Source organism: Pseudomonas sp. LBUM1668 (assembly GCF_059695715.1).
Genome location: NZ_CP166787.1, coordinates 257956 through 273508, shown reverse-complemented (window position 1 = coordinate 273508; position 15553 = coordinate 257956). Strand labels below are relative to the sequence as shown.

Below are 15553 nucleotides of genomic sequence, written 5' to 3'. Positions count from 1 at the left end.
GGTTTCTTATATTGAAGACATTTGACCATTTGACCGTTGTCGGTCTGCGCGAGTGGGTGGCGCTCCCGGATTTGGGAGTCGCGGGCCTGCGCGCAAAAATCGACACCGGTGCCAGTACTTCCAGCCTGCATGCCACCGACATCGAACCGTTCGAACGCGATGGTGTGAAATGGGTGCGTTTCACCGCGCATCTGGGCACGGTGGTGCAGTTGCGTCACCGGCGTTGTGAAGCGCTGCTGGTGACGCGCAAAACCATCAAGAGCTCCAACGGCCATGCCCAGGAGCGCTACGTGATCAGCACCACCCTGGCCCTTGGTGATCGGGTCTGGCCAATCGAGTTCACGCTGGCCTGCCGCAAATCGATGCGCTATCGCCTGTTACTCGGCTCCAAAGCCCTGATCGATGGCCACCTGGTGGTCAATCCGGGCATCAAATATGTACAAGACAAGCCGGTGTTCCCGGTATCTACCTCCTCCACAGGTGTTGCATGAAGATCGCTGTGCTGTCGCGGAACCCGCGTCTGTATTCCACCCGTCGTCTGGTCGAGGCCGGCACTGAACGCGGGCATGAAATGGTAGTGATCGACACCTTGCGCGCCTACATGAACATCGCCAGCCACAAGCCGCAGATCCACTATCGCGGCAAACCGCTGGAAGGCTTCGACGCGGTAATCCCGCGGATCGGCGCGTCGGTGACGTTCTATGGCTGCGCGGTGTTGCGCCAGTTCGAAATGATGGGTGTGTTCCCGCTCAATGAGTCGGTGGCCATTGCCCGTTCGCGGGACAAATTGCGCTCGCTGCAATTGCTGTCGCGCCGTGGCATTGGTTTGCCGGTGACCGGGTTTGCTCACTCGCCGGACGATATTCCCGATCTGATCGACATGGTCAACGGTGCGCCACTGGTGATCAAAGTGCTCGAAGGCACTCAAGGCATCGGCGTGGTGTTGTGCGAAACCGCGACCGCCGCCGAGTCAGTGATCGAGGCTTTCATGGGCCTGAAGCAGAACATCATGGTTCAGGAATACATCAAGGAGGCTGGCGGTGCAGACATCCGCTGCTTTGTGGTCGGCGATAAAGTAATCGCGGCGATGAAGCGTCAGGCCAAACCGGGTGAATTCCGTTCCAACCTGCATCGCGGCGGCAGCGCCAGCCTGATCAAGATCACCCCGGAAGAACGCATGACCGCGCTGCGTGCAGCCAAGGTCATGGGCCTGTCGGTGGCGGGCGTGGATATTTTGCGCTCCAACCACGGGCCGCTGGTGATGGAAGTGAATTCGTCGCCGGGACTGGAAGGGATCGAGACCACCACGGGGAAGAATGTGGCGGGGATCATCATCGAGCATCTTGAGAAGAATGGCGGGCCGAATATGACCCGCACGAAAGGCAAGGGCTAAAGCGGGAAGATCAAAAGATCGCAGCCTGCGGCAACTCCTACATGGGAATGCGTACCCTGTAGGAACTGCCGCAGGCTGCGATTTTTGTTGCTACACCGCATCTCGCGGAAGCATCAACCCAAGCGGCAACCGCACCCGCGCCTCCAGTCCACCACCGGACCGGTTACGCAGTTCAACATTGCCGCCATGCATCGAAGCAATCCGCTTCACGATCGCCAAGCCCAGCCCGGTTCCCTTGCCGCCGCGCGCACGGTCACCACGGGTGAACGGGTTGAAGATCGCCTCAAGCTCCGACGGATCAATCCCCGCACCACGGTCCATCACACTCAGCACCACATACGGCGCGCTGGTGTCGCCGGACACATAAGCCGCGACTTCAACGCCGCTGCCAGCATGGTTAAGGGCGTTGCCGATCAGGTTGTTGAGCAGACGTTTCATTGATACCCGACGCAACGGGAACGGCTGGATCGGCTCCAGACGCAGGCGAACTTTCTCTTCAGTCTGGTTGTACGGCGCAGCCACTTCACGCACCAGATCGCTGAGGTCCACCTCCTCCACCGACTCGTCACGACCATCGCGAATGAACGCGAGGAACTGGTCGAGAATCGCGTCCATGTCTTCGATATCGCGCACCATGTCGTCGGTAAGGTCGTTGTGGTCGCCCATCAATTCCAGCGACAGACGCAAGCGCGTCAACGGCGTACGCAAGTCATGGGAGACGCCGGCCAGCATCAGCTCACGCTCACGTCCGGCCTGTTCGACGTCTTCGGCCATCTGGTTGAAAGCGCGATAGACCTCGGTCATCTCGCTCGGGGTGTCGCTGATCGGCAGGCGCACACTGCGACCCTGGCCGAGTTGCCGGGCGGCGTATACCAAGCGCTTCAAGGGTTGGTTGAGCTGGCTGACAAAAATCCACGCCGAGGCAGTCGACAACAAACCGATCGCGAGAAACCAGCCCAGCACGTTCCAGATTTTCTGGCCACGCAACGGGTGCGGATACAGCGGCACTTTCAGCCAGCCATCACCCAGGCTCGGGGCGCGAACCCACAGTGCCGGCGGCGAATGCATGCGTAATCGCACTTCGGTGTCGGCGCCGAGTTCCGCCTGCATCTGTCGTTGATAGATCTCGCTGTACGGCCAGTGCTGCTCGCCTTCCGGCACACCGGCACCCACCACCCGAATCAGGGTCGCGGCATCGGCGATCTTCGCGCGATTTTCTTCGTCAGCGGCCCAATACGCACGCAGCGTCAGGGCGACGCCGTGGCTGTATTGGCGATCCACCAGCACATCCTCGTTCATCAACAGATAAACCAGGGTCAGCGCCTTGGAAAACAGCACGACGATGAGCACCAGCCAGAGGGTGCGGGAGAAAAAACTTTGGGGGAACCAGACGGGCGTCTTCATCAATAACCGCTACACACTTGCAGGAGCGAGCAATGCTCGCATATTGCGGATTGCGAGTCTGTGGGCATGGTCGTTTGACCAATCCCCAACAGACCCGCTCCTACAAATCGCCGATCACTTGGTGGCGGCGCCATCCGGTACGAACACGTAGCCAACGCCCCAGACAGTCTGGATGTAGCGCGGTTTCGACGGATCGGGCTCGATCATCCGGCGCAGACGGGAGATCTGCACGTCGATGGAACGCTCCAGAGCATCCCATTCGCGGCCACGGGCCAGGTTCATGAGTTTGTCGCGGGTCAGAGGCTGACGCGCGTTCATCACCAAGGCCTTGAGTACCGCAAACTCACCGGTGGTGAGCATGTGCACTTCGTCGCCACGTTTCAGCTCGCGAGTGGCCAGCGACAAGACGTAATCACCGAAGGTGACATTTTCGTCTTCGCTGCCCGGCGCGCCCGGCACTGGTGCGGCCTGGCGACGCAGCACCGCTTTGACCCGGGCCATCAGCTCGTCCGGGTTGAACGGCTTGGCGAGATAATCGTCAGCGCCCAGCTCCAGGCCCTTGATACGGCTCATCTCATCGCCCTTGGCGGTGAGCATGATGATCGGAATCTGGTTGTTCGCGGCCCGCAGGCGGCGGCAAGCGGTCAGACCGTCTTCGCCGGGCAGCATCAAGTCGAGGACGACCAGATTGAATACTTCACGCGCCAGCAGACGATCCATCTGCTCGGTGTTCGGTACGGTACGGGCACGGTAGCCCTTGCTGACGAAGAAACGTTCCAGCAGGCTGCTTAGCCCCGGATCGTCATCAACGATAAGAATTTTTTCGCCTTCAGCAGTTTGTGCAGTGCTGCTCATTAGATGCTCCTTTTAGCTCGGCGCGCATTATGGCGTAGCTGCCGTTATACGCACCGTGTGCATTGTTAGCAGATTTTTCCTTCACTGCCAGAAAACCGGGGTTTAAGCCTACAGACTGTGACGCCCCCGAATGACAGAACGCTGGTTATAATGCGCGGCGTTTTGTGCCAGGCAACGTCTGAATCGTTACCGCAAGTGGCCGTCTTTTTTACCGGCCAGCGCAGTAATAGTTCGATTTCACGGGTCAATGGGCTGCCTTTTGACCCAGGCAGCGGCAATTTTCCAGCCGCTCAACCAGACTCCGGGCCTTTATTTCCGTGCCTGCGAGCCTGCTTTCACAATATGTCAGGTGGTTTTATGGACAGCATCAACAGCCGCATCGCCGAGGAACTCGGCGTACGCCCACAACAGGTCGAAGCGGCCGTCGCGCTACTCGATGAAGGCTCAACCGTTCCCTTCATTGCCCGTTACCGAAAAGAAGTCACTGGCAGCCTCGATGACACCCAGTTGCGTCATCTGGAAGAGCGCCTGCGCTACCTGCGAGAACTCGACGAACGGCGCATCAGCATCCTCGCCAGTATCGAGGAGCAAGGCAAACTCACCCCTGCCCTTGAGCGCGACATCAAACTCGCCGACACCAAGACCCGCCTCGAAGACTTGTACTTGCCGTACAAGCAGAAGCGCCGCACCAAGGGCCAGATTGCCCTGGAAGCCGGCCTCGGCGACCTGGCCGACGGTCTGTTCAACGACCCGAATCTCGCTCCGGAAACCGAAGCCGCGCGCTTCGTCGATACCGAAAAAGGCGTGGCCGACGTGAAGGCTGCGCTGGAAGGCGCCAAATACATCCTGATGGAACGTTTCGCCGAAGACGCCAGCCTGCTGGAAAAACTGCGTACCTATCTCAAGCAGGAAGCCATCCTCAGTGCCCGCGTCATCGCCGGCAAGGAAGAGGAAGGCGCCAAGTTCCGCGACTACTTCGAACACGACGAGCCGCTGAAAAGCATGCCGTCGCACCGTGCACTGGCGATTTTCCGTGGTCGCAACGAAGGCATTCTCAGCTCTGCGCTGAAAGTCGGCGACGAGCTGCCGGGCACCATGCACCCCTGCGAAGGCATGATCGGCCAGCAATTCAATATTCAGAACCAGAACCGTCCGGCCGACAAATGGCTCGGTGAAGTGGTGCGCTGGACCTGGAAGGTCAAGCTCTACACCCACCTCGAAACCGACCTGCTGGGCGAGTTGCGCGACGGCGCCGAAACCGAGGCGATCAACGTTTTCGCCCACAACCTGCATGACTTGTTGCTGGCCGCCCCGGCCGGCCCACGCGCAACCTTGGGCCTCGACCCGGGCCTGCGTACCGGCTGCAAGGTTGCCGTGGTCGATTCGACCGGCAAGATGCTCGATCACGCCACGGTTTACCCGCACGTGCCGCACAACAAGTGGGATCAGACCATCGCCATTCTGGCGGCCCTGTGCGCCAAGCACTCGGTTGACCTGATCGCCATCGGCAACGGCACCGCCAGCCGCGAAACCGACAAACTGGCCATCGAACTGATCAAAAAATATCCAGCCATGAAGATGACCAAGGTCATGGTGTCGGAGGCCGGTGCATCGGTGTACTCGGCGTCGGAACTGGCAGCCAAGGAATTCCCCGATCTGGACGTGTCGATCCGTGGCGCGGTGTCCATCGCTCGCCGTCTGCAGGATCCGCTGGCAGAGCTGGTGAAGATCGATCCGAAATCCATCGGCGTTGGCCAGTACCAGCACGATGTATCGCAGTTGAAGCTGGCGCGCGGTCTGGATGCCGTGGTCGAAGACTGCGTGAACGCCGTCGGAGTCGACGTCAACACCGCCTCGGTGGCGCTGCTGGCACGAATCTCCGGCCTCAACGCGACGCTGGCGCAGAATATCGTTGCTCACCGCGACGAACACGGCGCGTTCAAGACTCGTGCGGCGCTGAAGAAAGTCGCACGTCTGGGCGAAAAAACCTTCGAACAGGCTGCCGGTTTCTTGCGTGTGATGAACGGTGACAACCCGCTGGATTCCTCGGCTGTTCACCCGGAAGCCTATCCGCTGGTGCAGCGCATCGCTGCTGAAACCGACCGCGATATCCGTTCGCTGATCGGCGACGCCAGTTTCCTCAAGCGTCTGGATCCGAAGAAATTCACCGACGAGACCTTCGGTCTGCCGACGGTGACCGACATTATCCAGGAGCTGGAAAAGCCGGGGCGTGACCCGCGTCCTGAGTTCAAGACTGCCGAGTTCCAGGAAGGCGTCGAAGACCTCAAGGATCTGCAACTGGGGATGATCCTTGAAGGCGTCGTCACCAACGTGACCGCGTTCGGCGCATTCGTCGACATCGGCGTGCACCAGGACGGTCTGGTGCACATCTCGGCGCTGTCGGAGAAGTTCATCAAGGACCCACGCGAAGCGGTGAAGGCCGGTGATGTGGTGAAAGTGAAGGTCATGGAAGTCGACATCCCGCGCAAACGCGTCGGCCTGTCGATGCGCATGGGCGACACCCCGGGCGAGAAAATCGACGGTGCCCGTGGCTCGCGCCCGGGCTCGGCTCAACGCCAGCCGTCGAACAACGCGCCGCGCAAGGAAACCGCGACCGCAGCGCCAGTGAACAATGCGATGGCCTCGCTGTTCGCCAACGCCAAACAGCTGAAGAAACGCTGATGGAGATTCCGGCCGGGCTCGTCGAGAGCGCATTTTTCAAGCTGTTGGGCTGTCGCCTGCACAGCCTGGAAACCGGGGTGGCGCAAGTCGCCCTGGGGCTGGAACCCGAACTGCGCAACCGCGGCGGCAAATTGCACGGTGGCGCGCTGTTCAGTCTGGTCGACATCGCCATGGGGCTGGCGTGTTCCAGCACCCACGGCTTCGATCAGCAGAGCGCGACCATCGAGTGCAAGATCAACTACATCCGCGCCGTTTCCGATGGCGAGGTGATGTGCACGGCGCGGGTGATTCACCCGGGGCGGCGCACGCTGGTGGTCGAAGCCGAGGTGATGCAGGGCGACAAACTGGTCGCAAAAGCGCAAGGCACGTTCGCTGTCCTGTAGATGTTGATCATCATTTTGAGTTAATTTCGGCGCAACGAATCCTGTAGGAGCTGTCGCAGGCTGCGATCTTTTGATTTTGTTTTCCAACAGCAAGATCAAAAGATCGCAGCCTTCGGCAGCTCCTACAGGTTATGTGTGGCTGACCGGCTAGTAAAACCAGGCGAAAACGCCAGTTTCAACTTCACCCTTGTAGACCGTCCTGCCCACCCCCATATTGGGGCGACTGACGCGTGAAGGAATCCAAATTGAGCGAACTTCTCAACCGCCGCCTGGCTCTGCTCGGTGAGCGCGCCAACCTCTCTCTGCTCGAGCAGTGCCTGCACGGTATCGAACGTGAATGCCTGCGCGTGACCAGTGAAGGTCGTCTGGCGCAAACGCCGCACCCCGAAGCCTTGGGTTCCGCGCTGACCAATGAACAAATCACCACCGACTATTCCGAGTCGCTGCTGGAATTCATCACGCCCGCCCTGCCCGACCCGGCAGACACCCTGGCGAGCCTGGACAAGATTCATCGCTTTGCCTACAGCAAGCTCGGCAACGAGTACCTGTGGAGTCCATCGATGCCGTGCCCGTTGCCGGCCGAGGAAGACATTCCGATCGCCTATTACGGCACGTCCAACATCGGTCAACTCAAGTACGTCTATCGCAAAGGCCTGGCCCTGCGTTACGGCAAGACCATGCAGTGCATCGCCGGAATTCACTACAACTTTTCCCTGCCGGAAAAGCTCTGGCCGCTGCTCAAGGAAGCCGAAGGTTTTGTCGGTACCGACCGGGACTTCCAGTCGGTCTCCTACATCGCGCTGATCCGCAATTTCCGCCGCTACAGCTGGCTGCTAATGTACCTGTTCGGCGCGTCGCCGGCGCTGGATGCCGGTTTCCTGCGCGGTCGTTCGCATCAGCTGGAACAACTGGACCCGGACACGCTGTACCTGCCGTACGCGACCAGCCTGCGCATGAGCGACCTCGGTTACCAGAGCAACGCCCAGGCCGGCCTTACGCCGTGCTACAACGATCTGGCGAGCTACACCGACAGCCTGCGCAAAGCCGTCGCCACGCCTTACGCGCCGTACGTTGAAGTCGGCACGCACCAGGATGGCGAATGGGTGCAACTGAACACCAACATCCTGCAGATCGAGAACGAGTACTACTCCAACATCCGCCCGAAACGCGTGACCTACACCGGCGAGCGGCCGATTCAGGCGCTGGTCGCCCGTGGCATTCAGTACGTCGAAGTGCGTTGCCTGGACATCAACCCGTTCCTGCCGATGGGCATCGATCTCACCGAGTCGCGCTTCCTCGACGCCTTCCTGTTGTATTGCGCGTTGAACGACAGCCCGCTGCTGACCAACACCTCGTGTGGCAACGCCACCTCGAACTTCCTCAGCGTGGTCAAGGAAGGTCGCCGTCCGGGCCTGCAATTGCAGCGCGACGGCGAAGCGGTCGACATGAAGACCTGGGCAGCCGAATTGCTGGAACAGATTGCTCCACTGGCGGCGCTGCTGGATCAAAGCCATGGCTTTGATGCGCACAGCACCGCGCTGGATGCGCAACTGGCCAAGGTCAAGGATTCGTCCCTGACGCCATCGGCACAGGTGCTGGCCGCGATGGCCGAGCACAAGGAAAGCTTTGCGCAGTTCTCTCTGCGCCAGAGCCAGGCACATGCCGAGTTCTTCCGCAGCGAGCCATTGGCGGCGGATGAGCAGGCGAAGTTTGAGGAAGTGGCGCGTACTTCGCTGGCGGCGCAGGCTGAGCTTGAGCAGAACGAGGTGGGCGATTTCGACGTGTTCGTTGGGTCGTATCAGGCGAGTATTCTGGCGATCAGTAACTAAGCGTTGTCGATAAAAAAGATCGCAGCCTTCGGCAGCTCCTACAGGGTGTACGCCTGTCCCATGTAGGAGCTGCCGGAGGCTGCGATCTTTTGATCCTTAGATTTTTCCGCTCATAAGCTCATTCGAAAAAGTTATTTATTTCTAAATTCTTAGATCATTTAGTCTCCTTTCACGCCGACGCTCGGTCGCCTGATATGGAGCTCTTCAATGAAACTGAATTTCCCGCTTCGCCTGCTGGCCGTGGCCTCTCTGGCTGCTGCGAGCTTCCTGGCGCAGGCCACCGACCTCACCGTCGCTTACCAAACCACCGTTGACCCGGCGAAAGTCGCACAAGCCGACGGCGCCTACGAGAAAGCCACCAAAGCCGATATCAGCTGGCGCAAGTTCGACAATGGCGCCGACATCATCGCCGCCATCGCTTCCGGCGACGTGCAAATCGGCTACCTCGGTTCGAGCCCGCTGACGGCCGCGATCACCCGCAAAGTCCCGGTCGAAACTTTCCTCATCGCCACCCAGATCGGCGCCGCCGAAGCACTGGTCGCCCGCGACGGTTCCGGCATCAAGACCCCGCAAGATCTGATCGGCAAGAAAATCGCCGTGCCGTTCGTGTCTACCGGTCACTACAGCCTGCTCGCAGCGTTGAAGCACTGGAACATCGATCCGTCGAAAGTCACCGTGCTCAACCTCGCTCCTCCAGCGATTATCGCGGCGTGGAAACGCGGTGACATCGACGCCACCTACGTTTGGGATCCGGCCCTCGGTGTGGCCAAGGAAAACGGCAAAGTGCTGATCACTTCCGGCGAACTGGCGAAGTTCGGCGCGCCGACATTCGATGCGTGGATCGTGCGCAAAGATTTCGCCGCCAAGCACCCGGAAATCGTTACCGCGTTCGCCAAGGTCACCCTCGACGCCTACGCCGATTACCGCAAGGACCCGAAAGCCTGGCTCGCCGATCAATCCAACGTCGACAAGCTTGTGAAACTCTCGGGTGCCAAGGCCAGCGACATTCCGCTGCTGCTGCAAGGCAACGTGTACCCGCTGGCGGCGGACCAGGTCAGCGACCTCGGGGCGCCGACCACCAAAGCCATCACCGACACCGCCGCGTTCCTCAAGGAACAAGGCAAGGTCGAAGCCGTTCTGCCGGACTACGCGCCGTACGTCAGCGCCAAATACATCACCAACTGATCGGGAGTTAACAGCGATGGCCTTGCTACAGCTGGAGCGCATCAGCGCACAGTACCCGGGCAGCCCTACACCGGTGCTGGCGGATATTTCTCTGACCCTTGGGCCTCAGCAATTGCTGGTCGCGCTCGGCCCGTCCGGCAGTGGCAAGACTTCGCTGTTGAACCTGATTGCCGGTTTCGTCGAACCGAGCGCCGGGCGCATCACCCTCGACGGCGTGCCGGTCGAAGGCCCGAGCGCCGAACGTGGCGTGGTGTTCCAGGACGACGCGTTGCTGCCTTGGCAGGACGTGTTGGCCAACGTCGCTTTCGGCCTGGAACTGGCAGGCGTCGCCAAAAACAAACGCGAAAAAATCGCCCGCGAAATGCTCGCACTGGTCGATCTTTGCGGTTTTGAAAACCGTCGTATCTGGCAACTCTCCGGTGGCCAGAAACAGCGCGTCGGCCTCGCCCGCGCCCTCGCCGCCGACCCGCGCGTTTTGCTGATGGACGAACCCTTCGGCGCCCTCGACGCCTTTACTCGCGAACAGATGCAGGAGCTGTTGCTGCAAGTCTGGCAACGCACCGCCAAACCGGTTTTCCTGATTACCCACGACATTGAAGAAGCGGTGTTCCTCGCCACTGACCTGATTCTGCTGGCGCCCAATCCGGGGCAGATCGTCGAGCGCCTGCACCTGGATTTTGGTCAGCGTTACGCAGCCGGTGAATCCGCGCGAGCGATCAAATCCGACCCGCGTTTTATCGAAACCCGCGAACACGTACTCAGCAAAGTGTTCTCGCAACGCAGCGCCGTTCAACGGCAGGAGCGCGCATGAGCAGTTACGACGTTTCCGCTGCGCCAGTAAAAACCCCTTCGGTTGTCATTCCAGTGCGCCGCAGCCTCAGCACTCGCTGGATCAGCCTGCTGACGTTGTTCGTTTTGCTGGCAGCCTGGTGGGCAGTCACTGCCACTGGTTTGATCGAACCGCTGTTTCTGCCACCACCGTCTGCCGTAGCGCAAAAAGGCTGGTTGCTGGCGACCAGCGGCTACATGGATTCGACGCTGTGGCAGCACCTCGGCGCGAGTCTGAGCCGCATCGGCCTGGGCCTGGGTTTCGCGATTCTGACCGCCGTGCCAGTGGGCATCGCGATTGGCGCCAACCGAATCGCGCGCGGTGTGCTCGATCCGCTGATCGAGTTCTACCGGCCGATTCCGCCACTCGCCTATTTGCCACTGATCGTGATCTGGTGCGGCATCGGCGAATTGTCGAAAGTGCTGCTGATTTACCTGGCGATTTTCGCGCCGATTGCGATTGCCACCGCGACCGGCGTACGCACCGTCGACCCGGCGAAATTGCGTGCCGCGCAGTCGCTCGGCGCCACCCGCGCGCAGCTGATTCGTCATGTGATTTTGCCGAGCGCATTGCCTGACATTCTCACCGGTGTGCGCATTGGTCTGGGGGTCGGTTGGTCGACGCTGGTGGCTGCCGAACTGATCGCCGCCACCAGCGGTTTGGGCTTCATGGTGCAATCGGCCGCGCAATTTCTGGTGACTGATGTGGTGGTGCTGGGGATTCTGGTCATCGCCCTGATCGCCTTCGCCATGGAGATGGGCCTGAGAGCCCTGCAACGCAAACTGGTGCCGTGGCACGGCCAGGCCCACTAAAAATTTTCTATCCCCCCCTGTAGGAGGTGCCGCAGGCTGCGATCTTTTGACTTTGATCTTCTAAAAAACAAGATCAAAAGATCGCAGCCTGCGGCAGCTCCTACAGGGAGTGGTTATCCGGAATTGAAGAGAAAGACCATGAGCAGCCTGCACATCACCCCGTTAAGCTCGGCCCTCGGCGCGCAGATCAGCGGCGTCGACATCAGCCAGCCATTGAGCCTGGATCACCGCGATGCCATCGAGCAGGCGTTGCTCAAGTATCAAGTGCTGTTTTTCCGCAACCAGCCGATCGACCCGCCGCAACAGGCGCGTTTCGCCGCATATTTTGGCGACCTGCACATTCACCCGATCTACCCGAACGTGCCGGAGCAACCAGAAGTGTTGATCCTCGACACCGCCGTCACCGACGTGCGCGACAACGCGATCTGGCACACCGACGTAACCTTCCTGCCGACGCCGGCGATGGGCGCGGTGCTCAGCGCCAAGTTGCTGCCGGAGTTCGGTGGCGACACGTTGTGGGCCAGTGGCATTGCCGCCTATGAAGCCCTGTCAGCGCCAATGAAAGGTTTGCTCGAAGGTCTGACCGCGACCCACGATTTCACTCGCTCGTTTCCGCTGGAGCGCTATGGCAACACGCCCGAAGCGCTGGCGCAGTGGGAAGAGGCACGGCGCAAGAATCCGCCGTTGTCGCACCCGGTGATTCGCACGCACCCGGTGAGCGGGCGGCGTTCATTGTTCGTCAACGAAGGCTTTACGTCGAAGATCAATGAGCTGTCGGAAACCGAAAGCGAGGCGATTCTGAAGTTTCTGTTCGCCCATGCGACGCGGCCGGAATTCACCATTCGCTGGCGCTGGCAGAAGGACGATATTGCGTTCTGGGATAACCGCGTGACGCAGCATTACGCGGTGGATGATTACCGCCCGGCGCGGCGAGTGATGCAGCGGGCTACGGTGTTGGGGGATGTGCCGTTTTTCTAGGATCAAAGGATCGCAGCCTGCGGCAGCTCCTACAGGGGAACGCATTCCAATGTAGGAGCTGCCGCAGGCTGCGATCTTTTGCTTTACCAATTACTCCGCCGTCGACGGTTTTTCCCAAAGATTGATCCCACCCTCCTGGGCAAACCGGTCAATCTCCGCCAATTCCTCAGCACTGAAGCTCAAATTCTTCAACGCCCCGACGTTCTCGATAATCTGCTCCGGCCGGCTCGCGCCGATCAGTGCCGAGGTCACCCGTGGATCACGCAGGGTCCAGGCCAACGCCAGTTGCGCCAGACTCTGACCCCGACGCTTGGCAATCTCGTTCAACGCGCGCACATGGGCGATGTTGGCTTCGGACAAGTGCGCAGCCTGCAACGAACCACCGCCCGGACGATTGACCCGCGCATCCGCCGGTACGCCGTTGAGGTATTTATCGGTCAGCAGACCTTGCGCCAACGGCGTGAAAGCAATCACGCCAGTGCCGAGTTCATCGGTGGTGTCGAGCAGGTCTTTTTCCACCCAGCGATTGAGCAGGTTGTACGCCGGTTGATGGATCAGCAGCGGCACTTTCCACTCTTGGAGCAGCGCTGCCATCTCGCGGGTTTTCACGCCCGAATACGACGAGATGCCGATGTACAACGCCTTGCCCTGTTGCACCGCAGTGGCGAGGGCGCTGGCGGTTTCTTCCAGCGGGGTGTCCGGGTCGAAACGGTGCGAATAGAAGATATCCACATAGTCCAGACCGAGGCGTTGCAGGCTCTGGTCGAGGCTCGCCAGCACGTATTTGCGCGAACCGCCGCCCTGGCCGTACGGGCCGGGCCACATGTCCCAACCGGCCTTGCTGGAGATGATCAGCTCATCGCGATACTGCTTGAAGTCTTCGCGCAGCAGGCGACCGAAGTTGATCTCGGCGCTGCCGTACGGCGGGCCGTAGTTGTTGGCCAGGTCGAAGTGGTTGATGCCCAGGTCGAACGCGGTGCGCAGCAAGGCGCGCTGGGTGTCGATCGGCGTGCTGTCGCCAAAGTTGTGCCACAGGCCCAGCGACAGCGCTGGCAGCACCAGACCGCTGCGGCCGACGCGGCGGTAAGGGATGGAGTCGTAGCGGTTTTCGGCAGCGGTGTAAGTCATCGAATCCTCTCTTGTTTGTTTTGAAACAGGTGTCGACTGCTTCGCGAGCTGAGCGCCGAGTCCTGAACAGACGCGGCGCCCAGCTCATGATCAACGCACCAGGTGCAGGAACTGCATGTGCCGTTCGTACTGGTCGAGGATGTCGTTGATGATCTGCTCCTTGGTGTAGCCGACCAGATCGTAGTCCTGACTGCCCTCGCTCAGGTGCACTTCAGCGCGGTAGTAACGGCGATTGTTGAGCTGTTTGGAGCCCATGCCGCCACGCGCGAATGACGGCGTGAAGTAGCCGCGCATCTGCACCTGATAGATGAACGGATGCTGCTCGCCATGGCCGATTTCCAGGCTGATGTTGTCATGGGAGGGATCCGGCTGAGTGACCACGTTCAGGCCTTTCTCGACGAACACCGCCGTCACTTCTTCGATCGCCGGGCGCACCGTGGTGTCCATGAAACGGTACACCTCATCGCGCGACGGGAAATGCACGGCCTGGCTCAAACGCTGTCGCCAACCGCCCGTTCCACGCCGTGCACCGGACACCGGCGCCAGCGAATGCAGTTGCGCGATCTGCTTCTGCGATTCGAGATAGAAGGCCTTGTGCAGACCCCACATCATCAACAGCAAAATCAGCGAGAACGGCAACGAGGTCAGCACCACGGCCGATTTCAGTGCATCAATGCTGCCCGAGAACAGCAGCGCACTGGTGATCAACGCTGTCATCGCGCCCCAGAACACCCGCAGCCATTTAGGCCCGTCTTCGTCAGGGTTGCCGCCCTTGGCCGACAGTGTCGAAAGCACCACGGTGCCGGAATCAGCAGAGGTGACGAAGAATACGAAGCTGATAAACACCGTCACCGCGATGACGGTTTTGCTCCACGGGTAGGTTTCCAGCAGCAGGTAGAGGGTCATCGACGGATTCTCGATCGCCGACATGCCCATCGCAGACATCCCGTGATTGAGCACCTGATCAATGGCGCTGTTACCGAAGATCGACATCCACGCCAAGGTGAAACCGAGCGGAATCAACAGCACGCCGAAAACGAACTCACGGATGGTGCGGCCACGGGAAATCCGCGCAATGAACAGGCCCACGAACGGCGACCATGCAATCCACCAGGCCCAGTAGAACACTGTCCAGCCGCCGAGCCAGTCGCTCGGTTTGTCATAGGCGTAGAGATCGAAACTCTTCATCGGCAAGGCGCCGAGGTAGTCGCCGATGTTCTGGATCAAGGTGTTGAGCAGGTGCTGAGTCGGGCCGGCGAACAGCACGAACAGCAACAGCGCGCAGGCCAGCAGCATGTTGATGTCGGACATCACCCGCACGCCTTTATCGACCCCGGCCACGGCGACGAGGATCGCCGCGCCCATCATCAGCGTGATCAGGCCGACCTGAATCCACTGTGTGTGGGCGATGCCGAACAGGTAGTCGAGACCCGAGTTGAGGTGCAGCACACCGAAGCCCATGTCGGCGCCGAGACCGAACACCGTGGCGATGATGCCGAAGCCATCCACCGCGTAACCAATCGGGCCGTTGATGCGTTTGCCGATCAGCGGATACAGCGCCGAACGCAGGGCCAGCGGCAGGTTATGCCGGTAGGCGAAGTACGCCAGGGCCATACCGACGAAGGCAAAAACGCCCCAGCCATGCAGACCCCAGTGCAGAAACAGCACCTGCATGGCCTGACGCGCTGCATCCGCGGTGCCGGCCTCGCCTTGCGGCGGCTGCAGCATGTGAGTCAGCGGCTCTGAAACGCAGAAGAAGAACAGCGTAATGCTGATCCCGGCGGCGAACAGCATGCCGGCCCAAGACAGATAACTGAATTCGGGTTCGTCGTGGTCGGCACCGAGTTTTATCTTGCCGTAGCCGGATAACGCGGTGACCACCACGAAGACCAGATACAGCGTCATCGCGAGCATGTAGTACCAGCCGACCGTGTTGGCCGCCCAGTTTTGTGCTTCAAGCAGCCAGGCACCGGCCTGTTGCGGCATGGCGATGACAACGAGACCAAACAGCAGAATAAACGTCGCGGCGAAGTAGAACACCGGCGGATTCATCCGCACCAGACCGCTGGCGGGGG

13 protein-coding genes are annotated in these 15553 nt (G+C 60.3%); 9 read left to right on the top strand and 4 right to left on the bottom strand.

The features are described 5' to 3' along the window. Window positions 1–11 precede the first annotated feature (11 nt). Window positions 12–491: a retropepsin-like aspartic endopeptidase RimB gene (gene rimB, locus ACA061_RS01200; RefSeq protein ID WP_479687564.1), complete on the top strand. Its 480-nt coding sequence runs from the start codon at window positions 12–14 to the stop codon at window positions 489–491. Further along, window positions 488–1393: a 30S ribosomal protein S6--L-glutamate ligase gene (rimK, locus tag ACA061_RS01195; RefSeq protein WP_007952690.1), complete on the top strand. Its 906-nt coding sequence runs from the start codon at window positions 488–490 to the stop codon at window positions 1391–1393. The genes rimB and rimK overlap by 4 nt, the downstream gene beginning before the upstream one ends. 90 nt (window positions 1394–1483) lie before the next feature. Here rimK and ACA061_RS01190 read toward each other — a convergent pair whose 3' ends face one another. Further along, window positions 1484–2797, bottom strand: a complete 1314-nt coding sequence (locus ACA061_RS01190; RefSeq protein ID WP_042557135.1) for an ATP-binding protein — start codon at window positions 2795–2797, stop codon at window positions 1484–1486. Between the two features lie 114 nt (window positions 2798–2911). Continuing rightward, a complete protein-coding gene (ompR, locus tag ACA061_RS01185; protein ID WP_042557134.1) occupies window positions 2912–3652 on the bottom strand; it encodes an osmolarity response regulator transcription factor OmpR in 741 nt (246 codons plus the stop codon). A 357-nt stretch (window positions 3653–4009) separates the two neighbouring features. Between ompR and ACA061_RS01180 the strand changes: the two genes are divergently transcribed. The 7 genes from ACA061_RS01180 to tauD all read left to right on the top strand — a co-directional run bounded on the left by ACA061_RS01180 (window position 4010) and on the right by tauD (window position 12350). Continuing rightward, window positions 4010–6334, top strand: coding sequence for a Tex family protein (locus tag ACA061_RS01180; RefSeq protein ID WP_497300428.1), 2325 nt, complete (start codon window positions 4010–4012; stop codon window positions 6332–6334). Beyond that, window positions 6334–6717, top strand: coding sequence for a PaaI family thioesterase (locus tag ACA061_RS01175; RefSeq protein WP_210701254.1), 384 nt, complete (start codon window positions 6334–6336; stop codon window positions 6715–6717). The genes ACA061_RS01180 and ACA061_RS01175 overlap by 1 nt, the downstream gene beginning before the upstream one ends. 245 nt (window positions 6718–6962) lie before the next feature. Continuing rightward, window positions 6963–8546 carry a glutamate--cysteine ligase gene (gene gshA, locus ACA061_RS01170; protein ID WP_150603909.1) on the top strand — a complete coding sequence of 528 codons (1584 nt, stop codon included), beginning with the start codon at window positions 6963–6965 and terminating at the stop codon, window positions 8544–8546. 207 nt (window positions 8547–8753) lie between these two features. Then, window positions 8754–9731, top strand: a complete 978-nt coding sequence (gene tauA / locus ACA061_RS01165; RefSeq protein WP_150603910.1) for a taurine ABC transporter substrate-binding protein — start codon at window positions 8754–8756, stop codon at window positions 9729–9731. 16 nt (window positions 9732–9747) lie between these two features. After that, window positions 9748–10542 carry a taurine ABC transporter ATP-binding subunit gene (tauB, locus tag ACA061_RS01160; RefSeq protein WP_497300427.1) on the top strand — a complete coding sequence of 265 codons (795 nt, stop codon included), beginning with the start codon at window positions 9748–9750 and terminating at the stop codon, window positions 10540–10542. After that, complete coding sequence (tauC, locus tag ACA061_RS01155; RefSeq protein WP_497300426.1) at window positions 10539–11372, top strand: taurine ABC transporter permease TauC; 834 nt, start codon at window positions 10539–10541, stop codon at window positions 11370–11372. The genes tauB and tauC overlap by 4 nt, the downstream gene beginning before the upstream one ends. Window positions 11373–11510: 138 nt before the next feature. Beyond that, the gene (tauD, locus tag ACA061_RS01150) at window positions 11511–12350 is read left to right on the top strand and encodes a taurine dioxygenase (RefSeq protein ID WP_497300425.1); all 840 of its coding nucleotides are present in this window, start codon (window positions 11511–11513) and stop codon (window positions 12348–12350) included. A gap of 90 nt (window positions 12351–12440) precedes the next feature. Here the strand turns inward: tauD and mgrA are convergent, their stop codons facing one another. After that, entirely contained in the window at window positions 12441–13478 is a 1038-nt protein-coding gene (gene mgrA, locus ACA061_RS01145) for an L-glyceraldehyde 3-phosphate reductase (RefSeq protein WP_150596768.1), read from the bottom strand. A gap of 90 nt (window positions 13479–13568) precedes the next feature. Then, complete coding sequence (gene betT, locus ACA061_RS01140) at window positions 13569–15530, bottom strand: choline transporter BetT (RefSeq protein ID WP_497301907.1); 1962 nt, start codon at window positions 15528–15530, stop codon at window positions 13569–13571. Window positions 15531–15553: the final 23 nt, after the last annotated feature.

Excerpts from the sequence above, each read along its gene's own strand:
- rimK (WP_007952690.1), top strand. The coding sequence starts at position 488 with ATGAAGATCGCTGTGCTGTCGCGGAACCCGCGTCTGTATTCCACCCGT.
- ACA061_RS01190 (WP_042557135.1), bottom strand. The coding sequence starts at position 2,797 with ATGAAGACGCCCGTCTGGTTCCCCCAAAGTTTTTTCTCCCGCACCCTC.
- ompR (WP_042557134.1), bottom strand. The coding sequence starts at position 3,652 with ATGAGCAGCACTGCACAAACTGCTGAAGGCGAAAAAATTCTTATCGTT.
- ACA061_RS01180 (WP_497300428.1), top strand. The coding sequence starts at position 4,010 with ATGGACAGCATCAACAGCCGCATCGCCGAGGAACTCGGCGTACGCCCA.
- ACA061_RS01175 (WP_210701254.1), top strand. The coding sequence starts at position 6,334 with ATGGAGATTCCGGCCGGGCTCGTCGAGAGCGCATTTTTCAAGCTGTTG.
- tauA (WP_150603910.1), top strand. The coding sequence starts at position 8,754 with ATGAAACTGAATTTCCCGCTTCGCCTGCTGGCCGTGGCCTCTCTGGCT.
- tauB (WP_497300427.1), top strand. The coding sequence starts at position 9,748 with ATGGCCTTGCTACAGCTGGAGCGCATCAGCGCACAGTACCCGGGCAGC.
- tauC (WP_497300426.1), top strand. The coding sequence starts at position 10,539 with ATGAGCAGTTACGACGTTTCCGCTGCGCCAGTAAAAACCCCTTCGGTT.
- tauD (WP_497300425.1), top strand. The coding sequence starts at position 11,511 with ATGAGCAGCCTGCACATCACCCCGTTAAGCTCGGCCCTCGGCGCGCAG.
- mgrA (WP_150596768.1), bottom strand. The coding sequence starts at position 13,478 with ATGACTTACACCGCTGCCGAAAACCGCTACGACTCCATCCCTTACCGC.
- betT (WP_497301907.1), bottom strand. The coding sequence starts at position 15,530 with ATGAATCCGCCGGTGTTCTACTTCGCCGCGACGTTTATTCTGCTGTTT.